The organism is Niallia taxi (genome assembly GCF_004005475.1).
In the GTDB taxonomy this organism is placed as follows: domain Bacteria; phylum Bacillota; class Bacilli; order Bacillales; family Cytobacillaceae; genus Niallia; species Niallia taxi.
Genome location: NZ_RZTZ01000031.1, coordinates 1 through 16,568, shown reverse-complemented (window position 1 = coordinate 16,568; position 16,568 = coordinate 1). Strand labels below are relative to the sequence as shown.

Here is a 16,568-nt window from a genome sequence, read left to right as displayed (position 1 = left end):
AATTCATAGTGAGACCTCCGAGTAGATATTTTGTCCCTTTTAGCTGGCCAGCTGAGGACACATTTATCTTATCAAGAGGTCTTTTTTCTTTCAAATCCCATTTTCACTTATTACAGGAATGCTGCCCTGTTTGTGACATTAAAAAGGTTCTCTCCATCTACTTCAAGATTACACCCCGTTAGCCTTTATAAGAAACATTGATATTACTCAATTGTTTATTCAGATCCCAATTTGTTGGCTTTTCTTCCTCCCTCAACCATTCCATGCCATTCTGTATCCACTCATTACGATAAGTCTCAAAGGAATATCCTAATTCATCATCATCATAACCTGGGTGAAACCCACAACAGCCACAAATTAGGCTTATATCAGGTAACCCATCTTTGTTATATAAAGGACCTCTTAACCTGGCAAAACCACAAACAGAACATACATAAAATTTTTTCTTTTTTAAAAACATAATCAAACACCTTCTAAATAAATTCATTTTATTTAATATATTAACAAATTAGCCTTAACCTTATATCACTAATCAGCATGTTTATTCCATAAGCCAAGTTTTCATTTGTTACAGGAATGCTGCCACGTTTGTGCATTCTTAATTTTGAAACAGTTCTTCCTTCTCTTCTCTAGACATTCCAGTGAAAAACTTTTTATGTAGTCTTAGTTCCTTTATTTTTTGGGGAAATACCTTCTCTAACCAAGTTAATGCCACAGGGGTATGTTCAGGAAATGCATTTACTTTTTCCAGAAACCATTCATATTCACTAATAATATTATCATTGAGTTGATTTATATCTTTCTTTCTAGAAGAGTAATCTAATACCGCTAGCTCATGTGCGGTTATATAACCATCAATTTTCTTAACAACACCAATTTCAGATGGTAACCGATCCTCATTTAAGGAAACAAAGAAATGAATATCTTTCGGTAAACGAAACAGTCCATTTTTTGTATCTTTATCATTGGCCTTGTAAAGCCAATCCCCTTTATTTGCATAACAATTAAAATCGGAATCATTAATGGATACAACCATCTTCTCGTATTTTTTCATAAGAACCTCCAAGGACAATAATTTTATTAATATTCAACTACCTTACCAAAAACTCCTCTTGAACAACCCTCCCTCTTTTCTTCCATAAGCTATTTTTTCATTTAATACAGGAATACTGGCATTATAATTACAGAAGAGAAATAAGAAACAAGGCATTAATCCTCCAAGAAGAAATAATGCCCTATTTGAAACAAGAAGTATTTTAAGTGACTACGTATTTCTTTTGAAACTCCTTAAACTGTTTTTCGTACTTTTGTAGCTTTTTTATATCATTAGTTGAATTCAAGAATGGCTTTCTCTTTCCAATAACCATAATGTCTTTTTCATCTGTTGGGACATCCTTCAGTTTAACGTAAGGATGAAAATATTCACATTTAGTTTTAGGTAGCTTAACTGACAGCATTGCAAACTCCTCGGTAGAGAACTGATTCGATAAGTTGAGTTCCATTAAACCCTTTAAATGCGATATAGGCTCTAAAGAATTATCTTTTACTTTTAAGTTTGATAACCCCAAAACTTTAAGGTTCTGAAGCTGCTTGATAGGTTCCAGTGTGTCGATATTTAAAGTTGTCCAAATTCCTCCAGCCAAATTTAATTCTTGTAAGAAATAACACGATTCGAGTCGGTCAATATGATTCAATCGTTTAAAATCCTCAATGGAAAGGTGTTTTAAATTAGGATTTTTAGACATATCCCATAATTTATTTGCTTTAGGATTCCAACAAAGATACAACTGTTCTAAGTCTTTAAGCCGTTCTATAGATGATAGATCTTCAACTCGCATTTCATATATGTATAATGTTTTAGGATTGATGGAGTTAATAATTAAGTCAAATTCTTTTTGATTAAAAGAATATATCCAAACTATCTCAATCTCAGCGAAGTTACTCAAATACTCAAGGTGTTGAGTATTTCCTTTTAATGCAATTTCTTTTGGAGCTTCTATAATGTCTTTCAAGTCCTTAATAAATTTTGGTTGTTTCCCAGTAGGAAATAGTAGCATTTCGATCCCCCATTAAGAAATAAATAATGAGCATTTTTTTGACACTCAACAATAGGCATACGTAGGTTTTAATTTTAGCATAACTCACTTCATTTTCTTCTTAAGCTAACATTCCAGTTTATCCCATAATGAGAGTTTTCACTTGTTACAGGAATGCTGCCCTTTTTAGCGACATAAGAAAAAGACTTCCCATTTATATAAGGAAAGCCCCCTATTGTTTAATTACAACTTTTCACAAACTAGTCCCTTTTGTACTTCATATAGATATAATATCTTTTGTTTGTCCATAACCAATAGTACTATTTCCTCCAATTTGGACCGCAATAAAAAGAACTTTAGATAAATCCAGTTCTTTTTATTTGGCGGTATCCAACAGCGTCTTTATTAATTTTTAGAAGTTAAACTAGGTATTAAAATTTTATAATTGTTCTTCCTAAATGCTGTCCATTTTTAATTTTTTCAATTGTTTGTGGTATTTCGCTTAGTGTAATTTCATCTATTAGTGTAGTTTTAGAAATATTCCATTCGTCTGCGATTTTCCCCCAAATATACCCACGGTTATTAATTGGTACATTTACTGAATCAATCCCTAAAAGGTTAATTCCTCTAAGTATAAACGGCAACACAGTTGATGTTAATTTTATCCCACCTGCATTACCACACATACTCATACTTCCACCATAAGAGATTTGAGGAATTAATACAGAAGCAACCTCCCCACCAACAGTATCTAAAACAAAGTCAAACTTTTGTTTATTAAGGGGCTTATTTTGTTCTCCTAACTCACTTGCAAAAATGACATTAGTTGCACCTAACGATTTCGCTACATCTGTTTGACTCTCTTTTCGAATCAATGCTGAGATATTCTTGTAACCAATTTTAGATAATATTTGAATAGCAATACTACCTACTCCCCCAGTTGAACCAGTAACTAATATTTTTGGATTATTATTTTTATCCATACCTTTCTCTTCTAATGCAAAGATGGATAGGGCAGCAGTAAATCCTGCTGTTCCAAAGATCATTGCATCTTTAAGAGTTAAATTTTCTGGTAAAGGAACAATCCAATCTGCTGGAACTCTTGCATATTCTGCAAATCCTCCTGTATGGCTCATCCCCATATCAAAACCTGTAACAATAACTTTCTGTCCTTCTGTAAAACGATTATCCGATGTATGAACAATAGTTCCACTTAAGTCAATTCCAGGAATCATTGGATACTTCCGAATGACACCTCCATTTTTTTGAACTGCCAACATATCCTTATAGTTTATTGACGAATATGTCACCTTAATAAGAACTTCACCGTCAGAAAGACTATCAAGATCAATATTCTCTAAACCAAATATGACTTGCTCTTGTTTTTCTTTTACAACAACTGCTTTGAATGTATTCAAAATCAACTTCTCCTTTTTGAATCAAAATATTTTTGTAACAAAAGTATTTCTTAACAAAAACTAACATGATATTATAGTTATTGTCAAATGGAGGAGATAAAATGGAATTAAAAAATTGTATGAATTTCTTACTTAGTGTAAGTCAGAATAAAGTTTTTAAATATTTTAGCAAGCTTTTGGAGGAATACGGTGTAACACCAGCTCAGTATGGTGTGCTTAATTGTTTATGGAAAGAAGGGCGATTATCTCCTAAAAAAATTGGAGAAATGGTATTTTTAGAAGCACCTACCGTATCTGGGATTTTAGATAAAATGCAAAAAGCTGATTTGATAGAACGTTCGGTAGATCCCAATAATCGTAGGAATGTTTTAGTAACGGCTACACCAAAATCTTACGGTATGAAGGAAAATATTGAATCTGCAACCAGCAACTTGAATACTATGGTGCTTCAAGACTTGTCAGAAAACGAACAAAATGTATTAAAAAAGGCGTTAGAAACCATTATAAAATCCGACTTTTAATTATCCATAATGAAAACCTCTTACCAAGGATATAAAATACCGTCTATCTTTCTTGACGGTATTTTTTGTGAACATGACTTTTTTAATTTGACTATACTGCCACTTTTCTACTATAAGCAAGGTTTCACTTATTACAGAAATGCTCTCTCAATAAACAAACACTTGTCTCTTAAATACTCAGTTTTTCTCCATATTGCTATCTAACTTGTCTCACAGAGTCTACGCTCCTACATTCCTTCGTTCAACCTTTCCATAAGGTGGATGTCTAAGGTATTCAAGTAATTCTTCTGTATATCTAACCAATTCTTCCGGTAATGCTTCAAGGTTTAATAAATGAAGAGCTGCCTTGCCTTCCCAACTTTTAAAAACGGTAAAAAACTCTGGAAAGTATCGATCAATCCAGTTGTGTACCTGTCCCTGCACAATTTGTAAGTCTACATTTAATAAATCGCGTAATTTTTTAGCCACACGCAGTTCCGCGAAAACTTCTTGTGGTATCGTTGGTTCGGCGTATCTACCATCTTTGACTAGTTGTGCAATGACTTTTGCGTCTTTTACATCGTTTTTAGTTGGAGAGTTATCGTCTAGCTCCTTACTGTGCTTGAAGTGTAAAGGATTGACCGTGACGAACTTAATCTGTTCCTCCTTTAGAATATGAGCTACACAATAAATTTTCGCACAAAAAACCCTCACTATAGAATGAGGGTCTTATTGTTTTATTAATAGGTTGTTGATTGAACGTGTTTTATTGCTTTATGCAGACTTGAATAAGTGATAATATGTTCCATATTTATACCTAATTGAACCATTGTTTGAGCAATTTCTGGACGTAATCCTGAGAGTATTGCTTGTACTCCAACCAAATTTAAGGCCTCTATAACATTAATTAGATGATTCGCTACCATAGTGTCAATAATTGGGACTCCAGATAGATCAATAAAAATATGGGATAAATGTAATTCAACTGCGGAGTTCAGAGCTTTTTCCATTAACTCTTGAGATCTTTTAGTATCTATATCTCCTACTAATGGGAGGACTCCCATTTTTTCAGTAATTTGAATAACTGGTATGGATAACTCCATCGCAGTTATCTCGGCAGCACTAATACGAGCGTAATTTATTTTAGAGTAATTTAAGCTAAGTAAGTGTACAGCTTGATCAACAATAGAATCGAATTTCGATATTATTTCGTAGAAATCAGAGATAGATACATTATTTCTGATAGATTCTGTTTTTATTATATCACCTATTGAATTACGATAGAATCTAACTTCTTCAATACCCGTTTCAAGGGATAGATTTAATTCAATCAATAAGTTTACCCCTTTATTTCCCCAAAGAGTTAAGTGGTTATAGGGACTTTCTAAGTCAATAGATATGGAATTGATAAAGATATCAATAAGCTCCTCTCTCCAAGTTTGAAGTTCTTTGTTAACTTCCTTTGAATAGAGGTTGTAATCTAAATCACTTTTTTGTTTAATCAATAATTCTTTATTCCTTTTAACAACAACACCAATATCTTGCATTAAAATTTCTAATGTATGCATCCTTTTCTCGCCTCATTTTTTTATTTTAGATACAAATATCATTTAATTATAACAAAAAACCTCTTAGAATAAGCCAAGGAATTATTACGCAAAAAATTTCCAAACGCTATATTCTATACATAGTTAGATAGGGATAATTATGCTAATATCAAAATATATATAGGGGTTGAATTCATGTTTAAGTTTGTTTAATCGTACAAAATCAGTAAATAATTCAGGAACAGAGTCTCAAGAAGACGAAACCATCTACACAATGATGCCTACACCAGGGACTATTATTGGAGAAGCAACAGAAGAAGAAATGGAAACAGCAGCTGAGCCTGAAATTCGTTATACTGTGTTTATGAGACGACAAGATATGAAGGTTGTTTCGATAGAACAAACTACAAAGTTGGCTAAGAATATACAGAATTTCGAAACAGATTCAAGTAAATTTTGAAGAAAACTTTCCAAAAGGTTGTTAATTCCATACGAATGGCCATATTTATATAGGTGACACTGACGTGCAATTAGAAACAGACGATGAAAATTTATATTTCTATTAAAAAGACGTTATACGGCTTTTTTTAGGGACATTGTTTTTTTTTCTTTGCTGTAACAACTGTTTTAATAAAACTTAACTACCACAGTATGTATTATTATTAATTCCATTGAAAAAAGAATAATTCTGAGCATGTGGGGAAAGTTAAAATAGGTTTGATTGGATTTATTCCTTTCCACGTTAAACCCTCACTATCTAAGTGAGGGTTTCGTTTTTTACAAATACTATATAGCTAAACTGCCCCGATTGTGACATAAGAGTGGTTATTACAGGAATGCTGCCCCTAAAGTTTAAGTGCATTCCTTCACAAAATTTAGTAATAGGACTTTTTTAAAAGGAATTTTGCACGATTCTGAAGACACAAAGAAACAAGCGCATTAATCGTACTTGGATTAATATCCTTAAGTATTTAAGAGAATTAAATTAAAAGAATATATTCGATTTAAACTGCTTACATTAAAAATAATCTTTCCTGCCCCATAGAATATTTAAAAATAGCTAGCTTTTTAAGATCTATAAACTAAATCATACGGAAAAATATAGAAAAAAGGTGATGATAATACTCGACTCTTCGCCGTTAATTATCTTACCGTTTCATTTACAGTTTATGCTATGACTGAAAAAAAAGGTCCAACTAGCGGAATTATTATTAAGATGGAAGTATCCAAGCAGCCATGGCAATACACATACTATTAAAAATCATATTATACCCTTTTTTATTATTAAATCCCCTTACAACTCAGACTTATTCATCTATTCGGTAAAAATTCTTATTTAGGTAAAAATAGTCTTAACAAATCCTTATTGATCTATCTTGGTCTGTTTATCACATAAGCAAGACTCTTTCAGGAAAATATAATTATTAAATTATGATTTATATATGGAGTGATTTTATTGAACGAACAAGAAATTCTTCTCTCTATTTTTGAATATAAAGAGAGAATTAGCGAACTACGCGTTGATCACTGGATGAAATATTCTAATTGGAAGACTTGGTATTTTTGGTTTAATATCATGTCAATTTTAATTCCCCTATCTATTCTTTACTTTAAAATAGATAGAAACCGTTTATTTGAATTCTGTTTTTTCGGGTTAATAGTTCATGTTACTTGGTCCAATATTGACAGCTTATTATCCCAAAACAATTACTTAATTCATCCCCATGGATTCACACATTTTCTTCCTATGGGTATTACTGTTACTGCTGTCTTACTACCTGTTTGTTTTATGCTTTTATATCAATATTGTTCTAATAAAGGTAAAAATTTTTATCTTTATTCAATAATACTCTCTGCTTTATTTGCTTATGCTTTTGGTTACTTATCAAAGAAAGTAGAACTGCTAATAATGTATAAGGGAATGAAGTTAACTTACCTTTTTCTAATTGATATTGCAGTTGCATACATAGCTTATTGGGTAACCAAATTATTCATTATAATTAAAAATCAAACGTCAAAAAAATAAAGCTGTACAGATCGTATACAAAATTCAACTCTTTAAGTATTAGTACACCAAATTTTCAATGAAGCAAACTTAGTGAGGAATCTTATTTGTTTAAAAAACGGTAGCTAGAAAGTACTAGCTACTGTTTTTCTTAATTGGCTAATTAGATGGAATTGTAGAATGTTTCAAAAAAGTGTAAACTTCATTTGTGTATACAATTATTATTGGAGGAATCATTGTGAGAATAATAAAGCCAGAAGGTACAAATATGATGGGGAAAATATTAAAATTTAATCCTGCTCAAGTATTGTCTATTGGATTTCTAATACTCATTTTTGTTGGTGCGCTTCTGCTTATGTTACCAATATCAACGAATGATGGTCATGAACTTTCTTTTATCGATGCTATATTTGAAGCAACTTCTGCCGTTTGTGTTACTGGCTTAGTTGTAGTTGATACCGGCACCACTTTTACAGTCTTTGGGCAATGTGTACTCTTATTCTTAATCCAAACTGGTGGTTTAGGATTTATGACCATTGGTGTTATCATTGCAATATTCCTTGGCAAGAACATTGGTTTAAAGGGAAGATTGATGATTCAAGAATCGTTAAATCAACTTTCACTAGAAGGTATGGTAAGACTTGTAAAGTTTATTATCTTTTTCACCTTCCTATTTGAAGCAATTGGCGCCTTGTTCTTAGCCATTCGCTGGACTACTGACTTTGGTTTCCCCACTTCTATCTATTATGGTATATTTCACTCCATCTCAGCTTTTAATAATGCAGGGTTTGACATAATGGGAGACTATCGAAGTATCACCGGTTATGCCGGAGACTTTACTGTGGTTTTTATTCTAACTTCATTATTACTTATTGGAGGACTTGGCTACACAGTTATCTTAGATATTTGGAGAAAAAAGTTTTCAGGAAAGCTTTCTTTACATACAAAATTAGTCTTATGGATTACTGCCTTCCTTATCATTCTTCCAACTATTCTTTTATTTGTATTAGAATTTAAAAATCCTGGTACAATAGGGCCGTTATCTTTGAAGGATAAAATTTTAGGTGCATACTTTCATGCAGTAGTCCCAAGAACTGCTGGATTTAACAGTTTAAATATGTCTGAATTAACACTGAGCACTCAATTTGTTACGATGATTTTAATGTTTATTGGTGGAGGTTCAGGTGGGACAGCTGGAGGAATTAAAGTGACAACCTTTATCATAATCCTTCTCGCCGTCTGGAACTTAATTCGGGGAAATGATGATATAAACATAATGGAAAGACGTATTCCCAAAGAATTGGTATACAGAGCATTCGCCATAACAGTATATTCATTAGGGATTGTTTCACTTATTTCGTTTATTTTAACCCTTACAGAAGATGCACCATTAAATGTAATCCTATTTGAAGTCATTTCGGCTTTTGCAACGGTAGGTATGTCGTTAGGAATAACCCCTGACTTAAGTCCAGTTGGAAAAGTTGTTATTTCCCTTCTTATGTTTATTGGACGGGTTGGACCACTTACAATAGCCTTTGCGCTAGCAAAAAAACATAACAAATTGCCATATAAATATGCAGAAGAAAAAATTATGATTGGTTAATTTTTATACTTTAACTCTAGCATACTCCTCCTAATTTGGAGGAGTATTTATTTACTTTGTAAAAATAAGTACTTATACTAACTCTCCCTCAATAAACAAACATTTATCTCTTAAATACGCAGTTTAACGCAGTAAACAAGCGTTAATCCTTCTTATATGGAAAATATGATATAATAAAAAAAACGTCTAATCCCATATATACCAAGGGTTTAGACATTTTTATTGTTAAGAAAATATAAGCGTTTATGTTAATTTAGCGCACACTTGGTCTATGATTCTATTTCTATATCATAACCCTAACATAATAATAAATTGGTGATTAACAATTGCCTTTTTAAGTTACCCTTAAACAATCTATTCATGCATCTATTTGTACAATGTGAATCGGCTACCTAAGTTGGACAGAATTTATAAGGGCTAGTACACTAAACATACTAACCCAAAGGAGCTTGGTACAATGCCGCGCCAACGTAGAACTTTTACAGCCGAATTTAAACTTCAATTAGTAAAGCTATATGAAAATGGAAAGTCCCGTGCGGATATCTGCCGAGAGTATGAAATCACACCATCCGCATTAGATCGTTGGATTAAAAATCATCAAGAAACTGGATCCTTTTCTGCGAAAGATAATCGTACAGAGGAAGAGAATGAGTTAATGAGATTGCGCAAAGAAAACCAACGCTTAATGATGGAGAATGACATTTTAAAGCAAGCTGCGCTGATCATGGGACGAAAATAAATGTGATTCGAAATAACACACACAAATATTCAGTATCAGCCATGTGTAACGTCCTCCATATACCCAAAAGTAGTTACTACTATCAAGCCAATTTGCGCGAAAAAGAAGCCCCTGAAAGAGAAGAAGTGGAGCTTTCCAGTGAAATTCAACGCATTTTTAAGGGAAGTAGATGTAACAATGGTACCCGCAAACTCAAAGTAGAGTTAAAGAAGCAAAACTGGATCGTTTCTCGTCGTCGAATCGGTCGGATTATGAAACAACTAGGCTTGGTATCGAATTATACGGTGGCACAATACAAGCCATATAAACAATCCAGTAAGGAAGCTCCTACCCGAAACGAGTTAAAACGTCCATTTAACCAAGAAGAAGCATTAACAGTAGTTGTAAGTGATTTAACATACGTCCGTGTTGAGAAAAAATGGCATTACGTATGCTTATTTGTCGATCTTTTCAACCGAGAAATTATCGGCTATAGTGCTGGTCCAAATAAGACAGCTGACCTGGTATATAAAGCATTGGCAAGCATGAAAGGTAACTTGCATACCATTCAAATGTTTCATACAGACCGAGGAAAAGAGTTTGATAATAAACTACTTTCCGAGGCTTTAGAAACATTTGGGATTCAAAGATCTTTGAGTACAAAGGGATATCCATACGATAACGCCGTCGCCGAAGCCATGTTCAAAGTCTTCAAAACGGAATTCGCAAATGGAGCCCATTTTACTTCTCTTGAACAGCTAAAACTGGAATTAAATGATTATGTTCATTGGTTTAACCATATTCGAATTCATGGAACACTCGGTTACTTAACGCCAGTAGAATTCAAGAAACAGGCCTTATAAAAGTTGTCCAGTTTGGTGTTGACATTCCAATGTACTTGCTTTGGTAATGAGACATAACAGAATATAAACGAGTCGATTGATTTTCCCCCCTCAACTCTTAGGGTGATTAGATCAAATATAATCACCCCTTATTGCGTTAAAGCCCCCGTTTGTTTAAGTGAATATTTTCACAAACTTATATATAAATAAGAAGTTCCTCAATTAGGAACTTCCACCCTTAATTTCTTTATAACGTTCATCTGACCATTCAAAATTACTTATAGAAAAAGTGTTATAATTATATTCCTTTAATAATTGTTGTGCTTCAATCGTAAAACAATAACCAACAGCTATCCTTTTTATTTCACTGTCCTGATTTATTCTTTTCAACGCTCTTCTAACATCACTCAATAGAATTATTTCTTCTGGAAAAATTAATCCTGTAACAATTTCATTAGAGTTTGGAATTATTCCCTTATATATTGGTGAAACCATTTTTTTTATTTGATTGTATGTCTTATTTTTTAATATTAAAGGCTTTGTAATATCTCTTACCCCCTTACTAACAATTCTTTTTATCCGATGTTTTACTTCATAAATTCCTTCTCTCACTCTCCTTCCACATTAGTACCATAGCAATAAAGAAGCATTGATTCTTACTGGATTAACGCCCTCGTTAGCACAATAAGATTAAATTCTATTTTTAAATAAATCCTTAATATAAGCGATTGTTTCATCAGAGTTGCTATTATATTTCTCAACCGATTTTATACATTCGTTAATAAAATCAATTTCTCCTAACTGCTTACCGTACTTATTAATAACAAATATTTTATTATCCTTAATTCCGAACCAATTATTATTACCATAGTCCTGGCCTATTACAAAGTATCTATTCGTTATTTTCTTAGGAGCATGGGACTTATTTACTTGAATTATGTCGTGGTAAAAAAAGGCTTTTTCCTTTTGAGTAAAACCTTTCCATAACCCTAATGGCAGTCCAAAAAAGGCTAAATATCCACTTTCTAATGAAAAACCATTGCTCACTTTAATTAGTTCCTTATAGATAGTTGGAAACTTAATATTGTGCTCTTTTTCGGTTTGTAAGATTAATTCATCTGTTACTGGTGAAAAAAATGAGTGAGCAACATTGTCGGGAAATACAATTTTCTTATCCTCTTTCAACTCTTGTGAAAGATAGATAATAGTTAACCCACTCTGTTTAAACTGCTCGATTGGTCCATTATAATTTAACGCTTTTTCAATTATTTTTTTCATATTATTTTTCCCTCTATTTATCTTCTTTTAATTACTAATTCGGTATTTATAAATAGGTTCCTTCTTTCATTAACCTGTCACTTTAACGCCATAAGATCTAAGAAAAAACTTTCCTTTTTTAAGTAAAGCCCCCAAGGTCTAAGTACATTTCTTCACAAAGTGGTGGAAATACTTTTTCAATTTACTGATTCTATAGCATTAGGAAAAATTATCTTTAAAGCTTCTCTATTCAATCCATTTTTACCAGTCCAAAAGCAAACTGGATATGTCCAATCATTTTTATAATGATTGGGCTCCTCCCTTTCAACAAATGGAATAAACTTATTAATAAAACCTGGATATTCTTTATTTGATAATATAGAACAATAACCTAATATTTGTAGTAATACCTCCCTTTCCTCTTTATTTGATTTAATAATTTTAGTAAGTGCTTTTTCCAAATCTCTTATTTTTCCTTCAGGAGGGAGTTCATTTATAGCAATTAATATCTTATTCAAGATTTCATAATCTTCTGAGGTAGGTACCAGTTTTTCTGAATTTGTGTATTGATTCAAATCAAAGGCTATATATAAAGGGTCTAAGTGACGTATTCCACCCCATTTAAACCTTTCAAAGTTAAGTATATTTAAATCTTGTCTTTCTTGGGTTTTACTACTATATGATCCACAATAAATACAATAACTTTCCGCCCCTGTAAATGTGTGTTTTAATAGATGCTTACCGACTATGTAAGACCCTAAAGCAGATCGAAGGTCAAGTCTTCTTGTAGATAAACTTGCAATGAATTGTTCAATAATTTCCTTTAAATCTAATATATTTACTAATTCATTAACATTATGGATAATTTCATCATGGGATAGTTCTATTGGTTCGAACATAATCCTTGCTTCTTTGGCGTAGTCTAATTCCTTTATACTAAGTTGGGTATTTGTCCATCCAGTGGTAGACCAATAACGCTTAAAGAGTATTTTAACTGCTTTCTTATCAACCATATTTAAATTTAAACCCCTATCTTGTTTGATTAAGTATTTGAACTGCATAAAAAGACGATGAAGTTAATTATATCTGCATCAGTATATATAACAAAATATACCTTTAACACATTGTCTTAAGGTGTATATTAATTGCTAATAAATATAATATTTCAATGCAAATTGTTAGGAATCCTTCTGCAACATAAAGAAAAAGCCTTCCCTTTTATTAAGGAAAGCTAAAATTAAATTATCCCTGACGTAATATCTTTTGAAACATTCTCGGTTGATGTTTTTCAAAACCTTTTATCAATTCTTTTCCAAAAACAGTGAGGGTTCTTTCCCAAGGGTGTCCCAATAATCCCCATTCAAAATTCTTATGAATAAAAAAGTAATAATCACCGTTTGGAAAGATGGGTACTGTCCATTCATCAAACTCACTTTTTGAAAACTCTAAACGGGGGTTTATCCAATAACCTGGATGCTGCCAATCTAACGCATACATATATTCATTCTTCTGTGTTAGTTCTTGAAATACTAGCAATGACTTATCCTCTAGATCAGAATACATCTCATTAAAAGTATCTATATCTCCAGACCAATTTATGTATGAGGATACATCATAAGTTATAAATGGCTTGGGAACATCAAAAGATGGGAAGTTTGATATGCTTGGTTCAAAATTAAAGTCATCATATATCCTATCCCATACCTCTTTATATTCTAATGTAGATAATTCAACCCAATTTTCCATTTGTCTAGCCACCTTTACGATGCTTTTATTGAATATTATTATATCATTGCTTGTTGAACTAACCTCCCTCAATAAACAAACACTTATCTCTTAAATACGCAGTTTTTCTCCATATTGCTATCTAACTTGTTTAACTTTATAGATTTGGTTAGTGTGAAAAGATCATAAATAAGCATCTTATAAAGAAAATGAGCACAAGAAACTAGCCAACCTTCGGTTCATTTCAAAAAGTTGGATAAATAGGTATGTACGCACCAATGGATGTCCACATCTCTTACGGGGGTCTACCCTCCCAAGTCTCACAGAGTCTACGCTCCTACATTTGTTTTTTGCAAGCAAAAAGTGCAGAAAAATGCAGCGAAATTTACATAGGCTTGCAGCTAGTGTTTACATTAAATTCCATCTTGTGTTTTGATTGAAGAAAGTGCATTTTTCAACCGGTAACTTTCCCCGGTGAACGCAATGATATGGGCGTGATGCACTAATCTATCCACCAGGGCAGAAGTTAAACGATTATCCCCAAAAACTCGATTCCATTGACCAAATTCCAGATTAGAGGTTACAATCACACTCTTATGCTCATAACAGTCCGCAATAATGTGAAACAATAATTCTGATCCTTGCTTTTGAAAAGGGACGTATCCCAATTCATCTAGTATAAGCAAATCGCACTTCTCAATCTGGCGTTTTATCTTGTGTAAAGAACCTCCTTTCATCGCTTCCTCTAATTGGCCGACTAAATCAGCTACTCGGAAGAAACGGACCTCATACCCCATTTCACAAGCCTTTACTCCCAAAGCCATTCCCAAGTGCGTTTTTCCCGTGCCAGGCGTTCCCATAAGCAGTAGGTTCTGTTTTTCCTTTATAAAGCGGAGGTCACAGATTGCCTCTTTCGAGGTTGTCGCTGGCAAGTGCTGCTGCTCGGACCACTCATAGTCCCTAAGCCATTTAAGTTCCCTAAATTTGGCCTTTTTTATCAGCCTGGCGACTTTGGTGGTCTGCCTTGAATTGACTTCAATTGATAGAACATCACGAAGAAATTGCTCTTTACTTTCAAAAGGGACTTCCTCGAATTCCTGGATAATATGGGCAAGGTGGAGTGTCTTACAAATAGCCTTTAAATCAGCCATCAGGAAACACACCCTTCCAAGGAAGGACATAGAACCTTGTCATAAGTATGCAAATCGGTTTCATAATTAAGCAATATCTCCGGCGTGTGCACTTCGTTTAATTTCTCTGGATAAGTAGCTTCTTTGGCTTCCAGGATATACCCCAGTTCATGCGGAGCTCTTTCAAACCGTTCCTCCAATTCCAAGGCCGAATCAATATCATTTAGCGAATGCTTTTCTAATAATTTCTTTATCCCCTTCACCCGGGATCTGGTTTCCTCTGATCGTATCGTCAGATACGTTTGGACCTTCTCCGGCAAATACTTGAAAAAGCGTGAATACCTCACGGATCGTGGCTTCTTTTCCCAATCTATTAATATATCATTCCAGGGAATCACGCTTGTCGTATTCATATAAGGCCGGTCTTCTTGGTAAACAATTTCCCCGTCATTTGTAAAACAGGTGAATCGATCCCATTCCATTTTGAGAACTAATGCTTGTTTCATTCTCGCTTTGTGGATAACAAATTTATCACCGTCTACTTCAATTTCCCCGTATTTATTAACTGTTGCTGATTTCACTGAGTAAATCGAAAGATCCGTTAAAGGCAAGGCCTTCAAATGCTTTTTATCCTCTTCCCACAGCTCATCAATCAACACATTTTTTTCATAGTGGAGACGTTGCCTATCCTTTTCCATTTCCTCCTTCATCCAGTCCGCTAATTGGGGAAAACTCTCCATTATCGGAGCTGTTGTAAATAGATTATTCCTCGTATAGCCAACCTTCTTTTCCACATTGCCTTTTTCATGCCCGCTTGATGGGTTACATGCCTGCACTTCAAAGCCGTAATGGCATTTGAACCTTAAAAATGCGTCAGTGTAGGTCCGTTTACCCCCTTTGCCAATTGAAATAACTGCCGCTGCCAGGTTGTCTATACGTAAATAGGTTGGCACGCCTCCAGCCTGGTGAAACAACTGCTTTAGCCCTTCAAGGAAACATTCGGTATTTTCGCCGGGAAGAGGGTAACCAAATCCTGTATTACTTTGTGGAAAACTCAGGATTAGGGCTTTGATATCTTTATATGCTCCATCTTTTACGACAGTCATATTTCCAAAGTCCACCTGTGCTTCACCCGGAGGGTGTTCTAAACGCTCATGTCTTTCAATCTTGGCAGCTTTGAGTTGGGGCTTTCGATTCTGGATATATTCACATACGGTCCGATAGGACCCTTTGAAACCAAGGTTATCTCTAAGATCTTCATAGATTTTCTTGCTGGTTCTCCGTTCTTTTCTCTTGAGTTTCATGTCCTCCTCTAGCCAATCATCAACAATTTCTCCGAATCCTTCCTCGTACATCATTCCTCTTCTGGTGAACTTAAGGGTTTCTTCAAAACTTTCTCCATCAGCGTACTTCTTCACAGTCCTCCAATTACAACCAGTTTTTCTTGCAATTTCATTTATTGATAAGTCTTCTTCTTCTCTTAAATGTTTGATATAATCAACTTCAGGCATTGCTAGCATCCTTTCATGTCCTCCCACTGTTGTGATCTCTCAATCCATACAGTAGGGGATATTTTAGGGGCTGGCAAGCCTATTTTTTATGCAGTTAGATTCTGCACAAATTCCTCGCAAACCTCTGTACTTTTATTTTGCAATAAACACTCCTACATTCCTTCGTTCAACCTTTCCATAAGGTGGATGTCGGTCATGCTGCCCTACAGGATCATTGTCCTTACGATAGTTCCGTTGCCGACTAATCCCATGCTGATTTTGTCTGTTCATCTGTTC

General features: G+C 33.8%; 16 protein-coding genes and 1 pseudogene. 5 read left to right on the top strand and 12 right to left on the bottom strand.

Annotation, left to right across the window (positions count from 1 at the left end; genetic code table 11):
• Positions 1-178 precede the first annotated feature (178 nt).
• The 4 genes from EM808_RS27730 to EM808_RS27715 all read right to left on the bottom strand — a co-directional run bounded on the left by EM808_RS27730 (position 179) and on the right by EM808_RS27715 (position 3,454).
• Complete coding sequence (locus tag EM808_RS27730; protein ID WP_127742953.1) at positions 179-460, bottom strand: hypothetical protein; 282 nt, start codon at positions 458-460, stop codon at positions 179-181.
• Between the two features lie 138 nt (positions 461-598).
• Complete coding sequence (locus EM808_RS27725; RefSeq protein WP_127742951.1) at positions 599-1,054, bottom strand: hypothetical protein; 456 nt, start codon at positions 1,052-1,054, stop codon at positions 599-601.
• Between the two features lie 202 nt (positions 1,055-1,256).
• A complete protein-coding gene (locus EM808_RS27720) occupies positions 1,257-2,057 on the bottom strand; it encodes a leucine-rich repeat domain-containing protein (RefSeq protein ID WP_127742949.1) in 801 nt (266 codons plus the stop codon).
• A gap of 410 nt (positions 2,058-2,467) precedes the next feature.
• Positions 2,468-3,454, bottom strand: coding sequence for a YhdH/YhfP family quinone oxidoreductase (locus EM808_RS27715; protein ID WP_127742947.1), 987 nt, complete (start codon positions 3,452-3,454; stop codon positions 2,468-2,470).
• Positions 3,455-3,555: 101 nt separating this feature from the next.
• Between EM808_RS27715 and EM808_RS27710 the strand changes: the two genes are divergently transcribed.
• Entirely contained in the window at positions 3,556-3,975 is a 420-nt protein-coding gene (locus tag EM808_RS27710) for a MarR family winged helix-turn-helix transcriptional regulator (RefSeq protein ID WP_127742945.1), read from the top strand.
• Between the two features lie 225 nt (positions 3,976-4,200).
• On the opposite strand, the pseudogene EM808_RS27705 reads toward EM808_RS27710, so the two are convergent.
• Both EM808_RS27705 and EM808_RS27700 read right to left on the bottom strand, forming a co-directional pair.
• Positions 4,201-4,638: pseudogene (locus EM808_RS27705) on the bottom strand (IS110 family transposase); the annotation flags it as partial.
• Positions 4,639-4,694: 56 nt separating this feature from the next.
• Positions 4,695-5,522, bottom strand: a complete 828-nt coding sequence (locus EM808_RS27700) for an STAS domain-containing protein (protein ID WP_127742943.1) — start codon at positions 5,520-5,522, stop codon at positions 4,695-4,697.
• Between the two features lie 166 nt (positions 5,523-5,688).
• On the opposite strand from EM808_RS27700, the gene EM808_RS27695 reads away from it, so the two are divergent.
• The 4 genes from EM808_RS27695 (at position 5,689) to EM808_RS27680 (ending at position 10,690) form a co-directional block, all read left to right on the top strand.
• On the top strand, positions 5,689-5,961 hold the full coding sequence (locus tag EM808_RS27695; RefSeq protein WP_127742941.1) for a hypothetical protein: 273 nt from the start codon (positions 5,689-5,691) through the stop codon (positions 5,959-5,961).
• A gap of 996 nt (positions 5,962-6,957) precedes the next feature.
• The gene (locus EM808_RS27690) at positions 6,958-7,527 is read left to right on the top strand and encodes a hypothetical protein (protein ID WP_127742939.1); all 570 of its coding nucleotides are present in this window, start codon (positions 6,958-6,960) and stop codon (positions 7,525-7,527) included.
• Positions 7,528-7,774: 247 nt separating this feature from the next.
• Positions 7,775-9,109, top strand: a complete 1,335-nt coding sequence (locus EM808_RS27685; protein ID WP_412758991.1) for a TrkH family potassium uptake protein — start codon at positions 7,775-7,777, stop codon at positions 9,107-9,109.
• Positions 9,110-9,566: 457 nt separating this feature from the next.
• Positions 9,567-10,690 (top strand): IS3 family transposase gene (locus tag EM808_RS27680; RefSeq protein WP_127742937.1). Its coding sequence is split into 2 segments (ribosomal slippage): positions 9,567-9,813 and positions 9,813-10,690, totalling 1,125 coding nucleotides; the frame shifts between segments, so codons are not numbered across the junction.
• Between the two features lie 201 nt (positions 10,691-10,891).
• On the opposite strand, the gene EM808_RS27675 is transcribed toward EM808_RS27680, so the two are convergent.
• The 6 genes from EM808_RS27675 to istA all read right to left on the bottom strand — a co-directional run bounded on the left by EM808_RS27675 (position 10,892) and on the right by istA (position 16,301).
• Positions 10,892-11,281, bottom strand: coding sequence for a hypothetical protein (locus EM808_RS27675; RefSeq protein ID WP_127742935.1), 390 nt, complete (start codon positions 11,279-11,281; stop codon positions 10,892-10,894).
• Positions 11,282-11,359: 78 nt separating this feature from the next.
• Positions 11,360-11,947 (bottom strand): SMI1/KNR4 family protein, encoded by a 588-nt coding sequence (locus EM808_RS27670; RefSeq protein WP_127742933.1) that lies wholly within the window; start codon positions 11,945-11,947, stop codon positions 11,360-11,362.
• 176 nt (positions 11,948-12,123) lie between these two features.
• A complete protein-coding gene (locus EM808_RS27665) occupies positions 12,124-12,939 on the bottom strand; it encodes a hypothetical protein (protein ID WP_127742931.1) in 816 nt (271 codons plus the stop codon).
• 229 nt (positions 12,940-13,168) lie between these two features.
• Positions 13,169-13,672, bottom strand: a complete 504-nt coding sequence (locus EM808_RS27660; protein WP_127742929.1) for a DUF2716 domain-containing protein — start codon at positions 13,670-13,672, stop codon at positions 13,169-13,171.
• Positions 13,673-14,064: 392 nt separating this feature from the next.
• The gene (gene istB, locus EM808_RS27655; protein WP_412973764.1) at positions 14,065-14,802 is read right to left on the bottom strand and encodes an IS21-like element helper ATPase IstB; all 738 of its coding nucleotides are present in this window, start codon (positions 14,800-14,802) and stop codon (positions 14,065-14,067) included.
• Complete coding sequence (istA, locus tag EM808_RS27650) at positions 14,802-16,301, bottom strand: IS21 family transposase (protein WP_127742927.1); 1,500 nt, start codon at positions 16,299-16,301, stop codon at positions 14,802-14,804. The genes istB and istA overlap by 1 nt, the downstream gene beginning before the upstream one ends.
• Positions 16,302-16,568 lie beyond the last annotated feature (267 nt).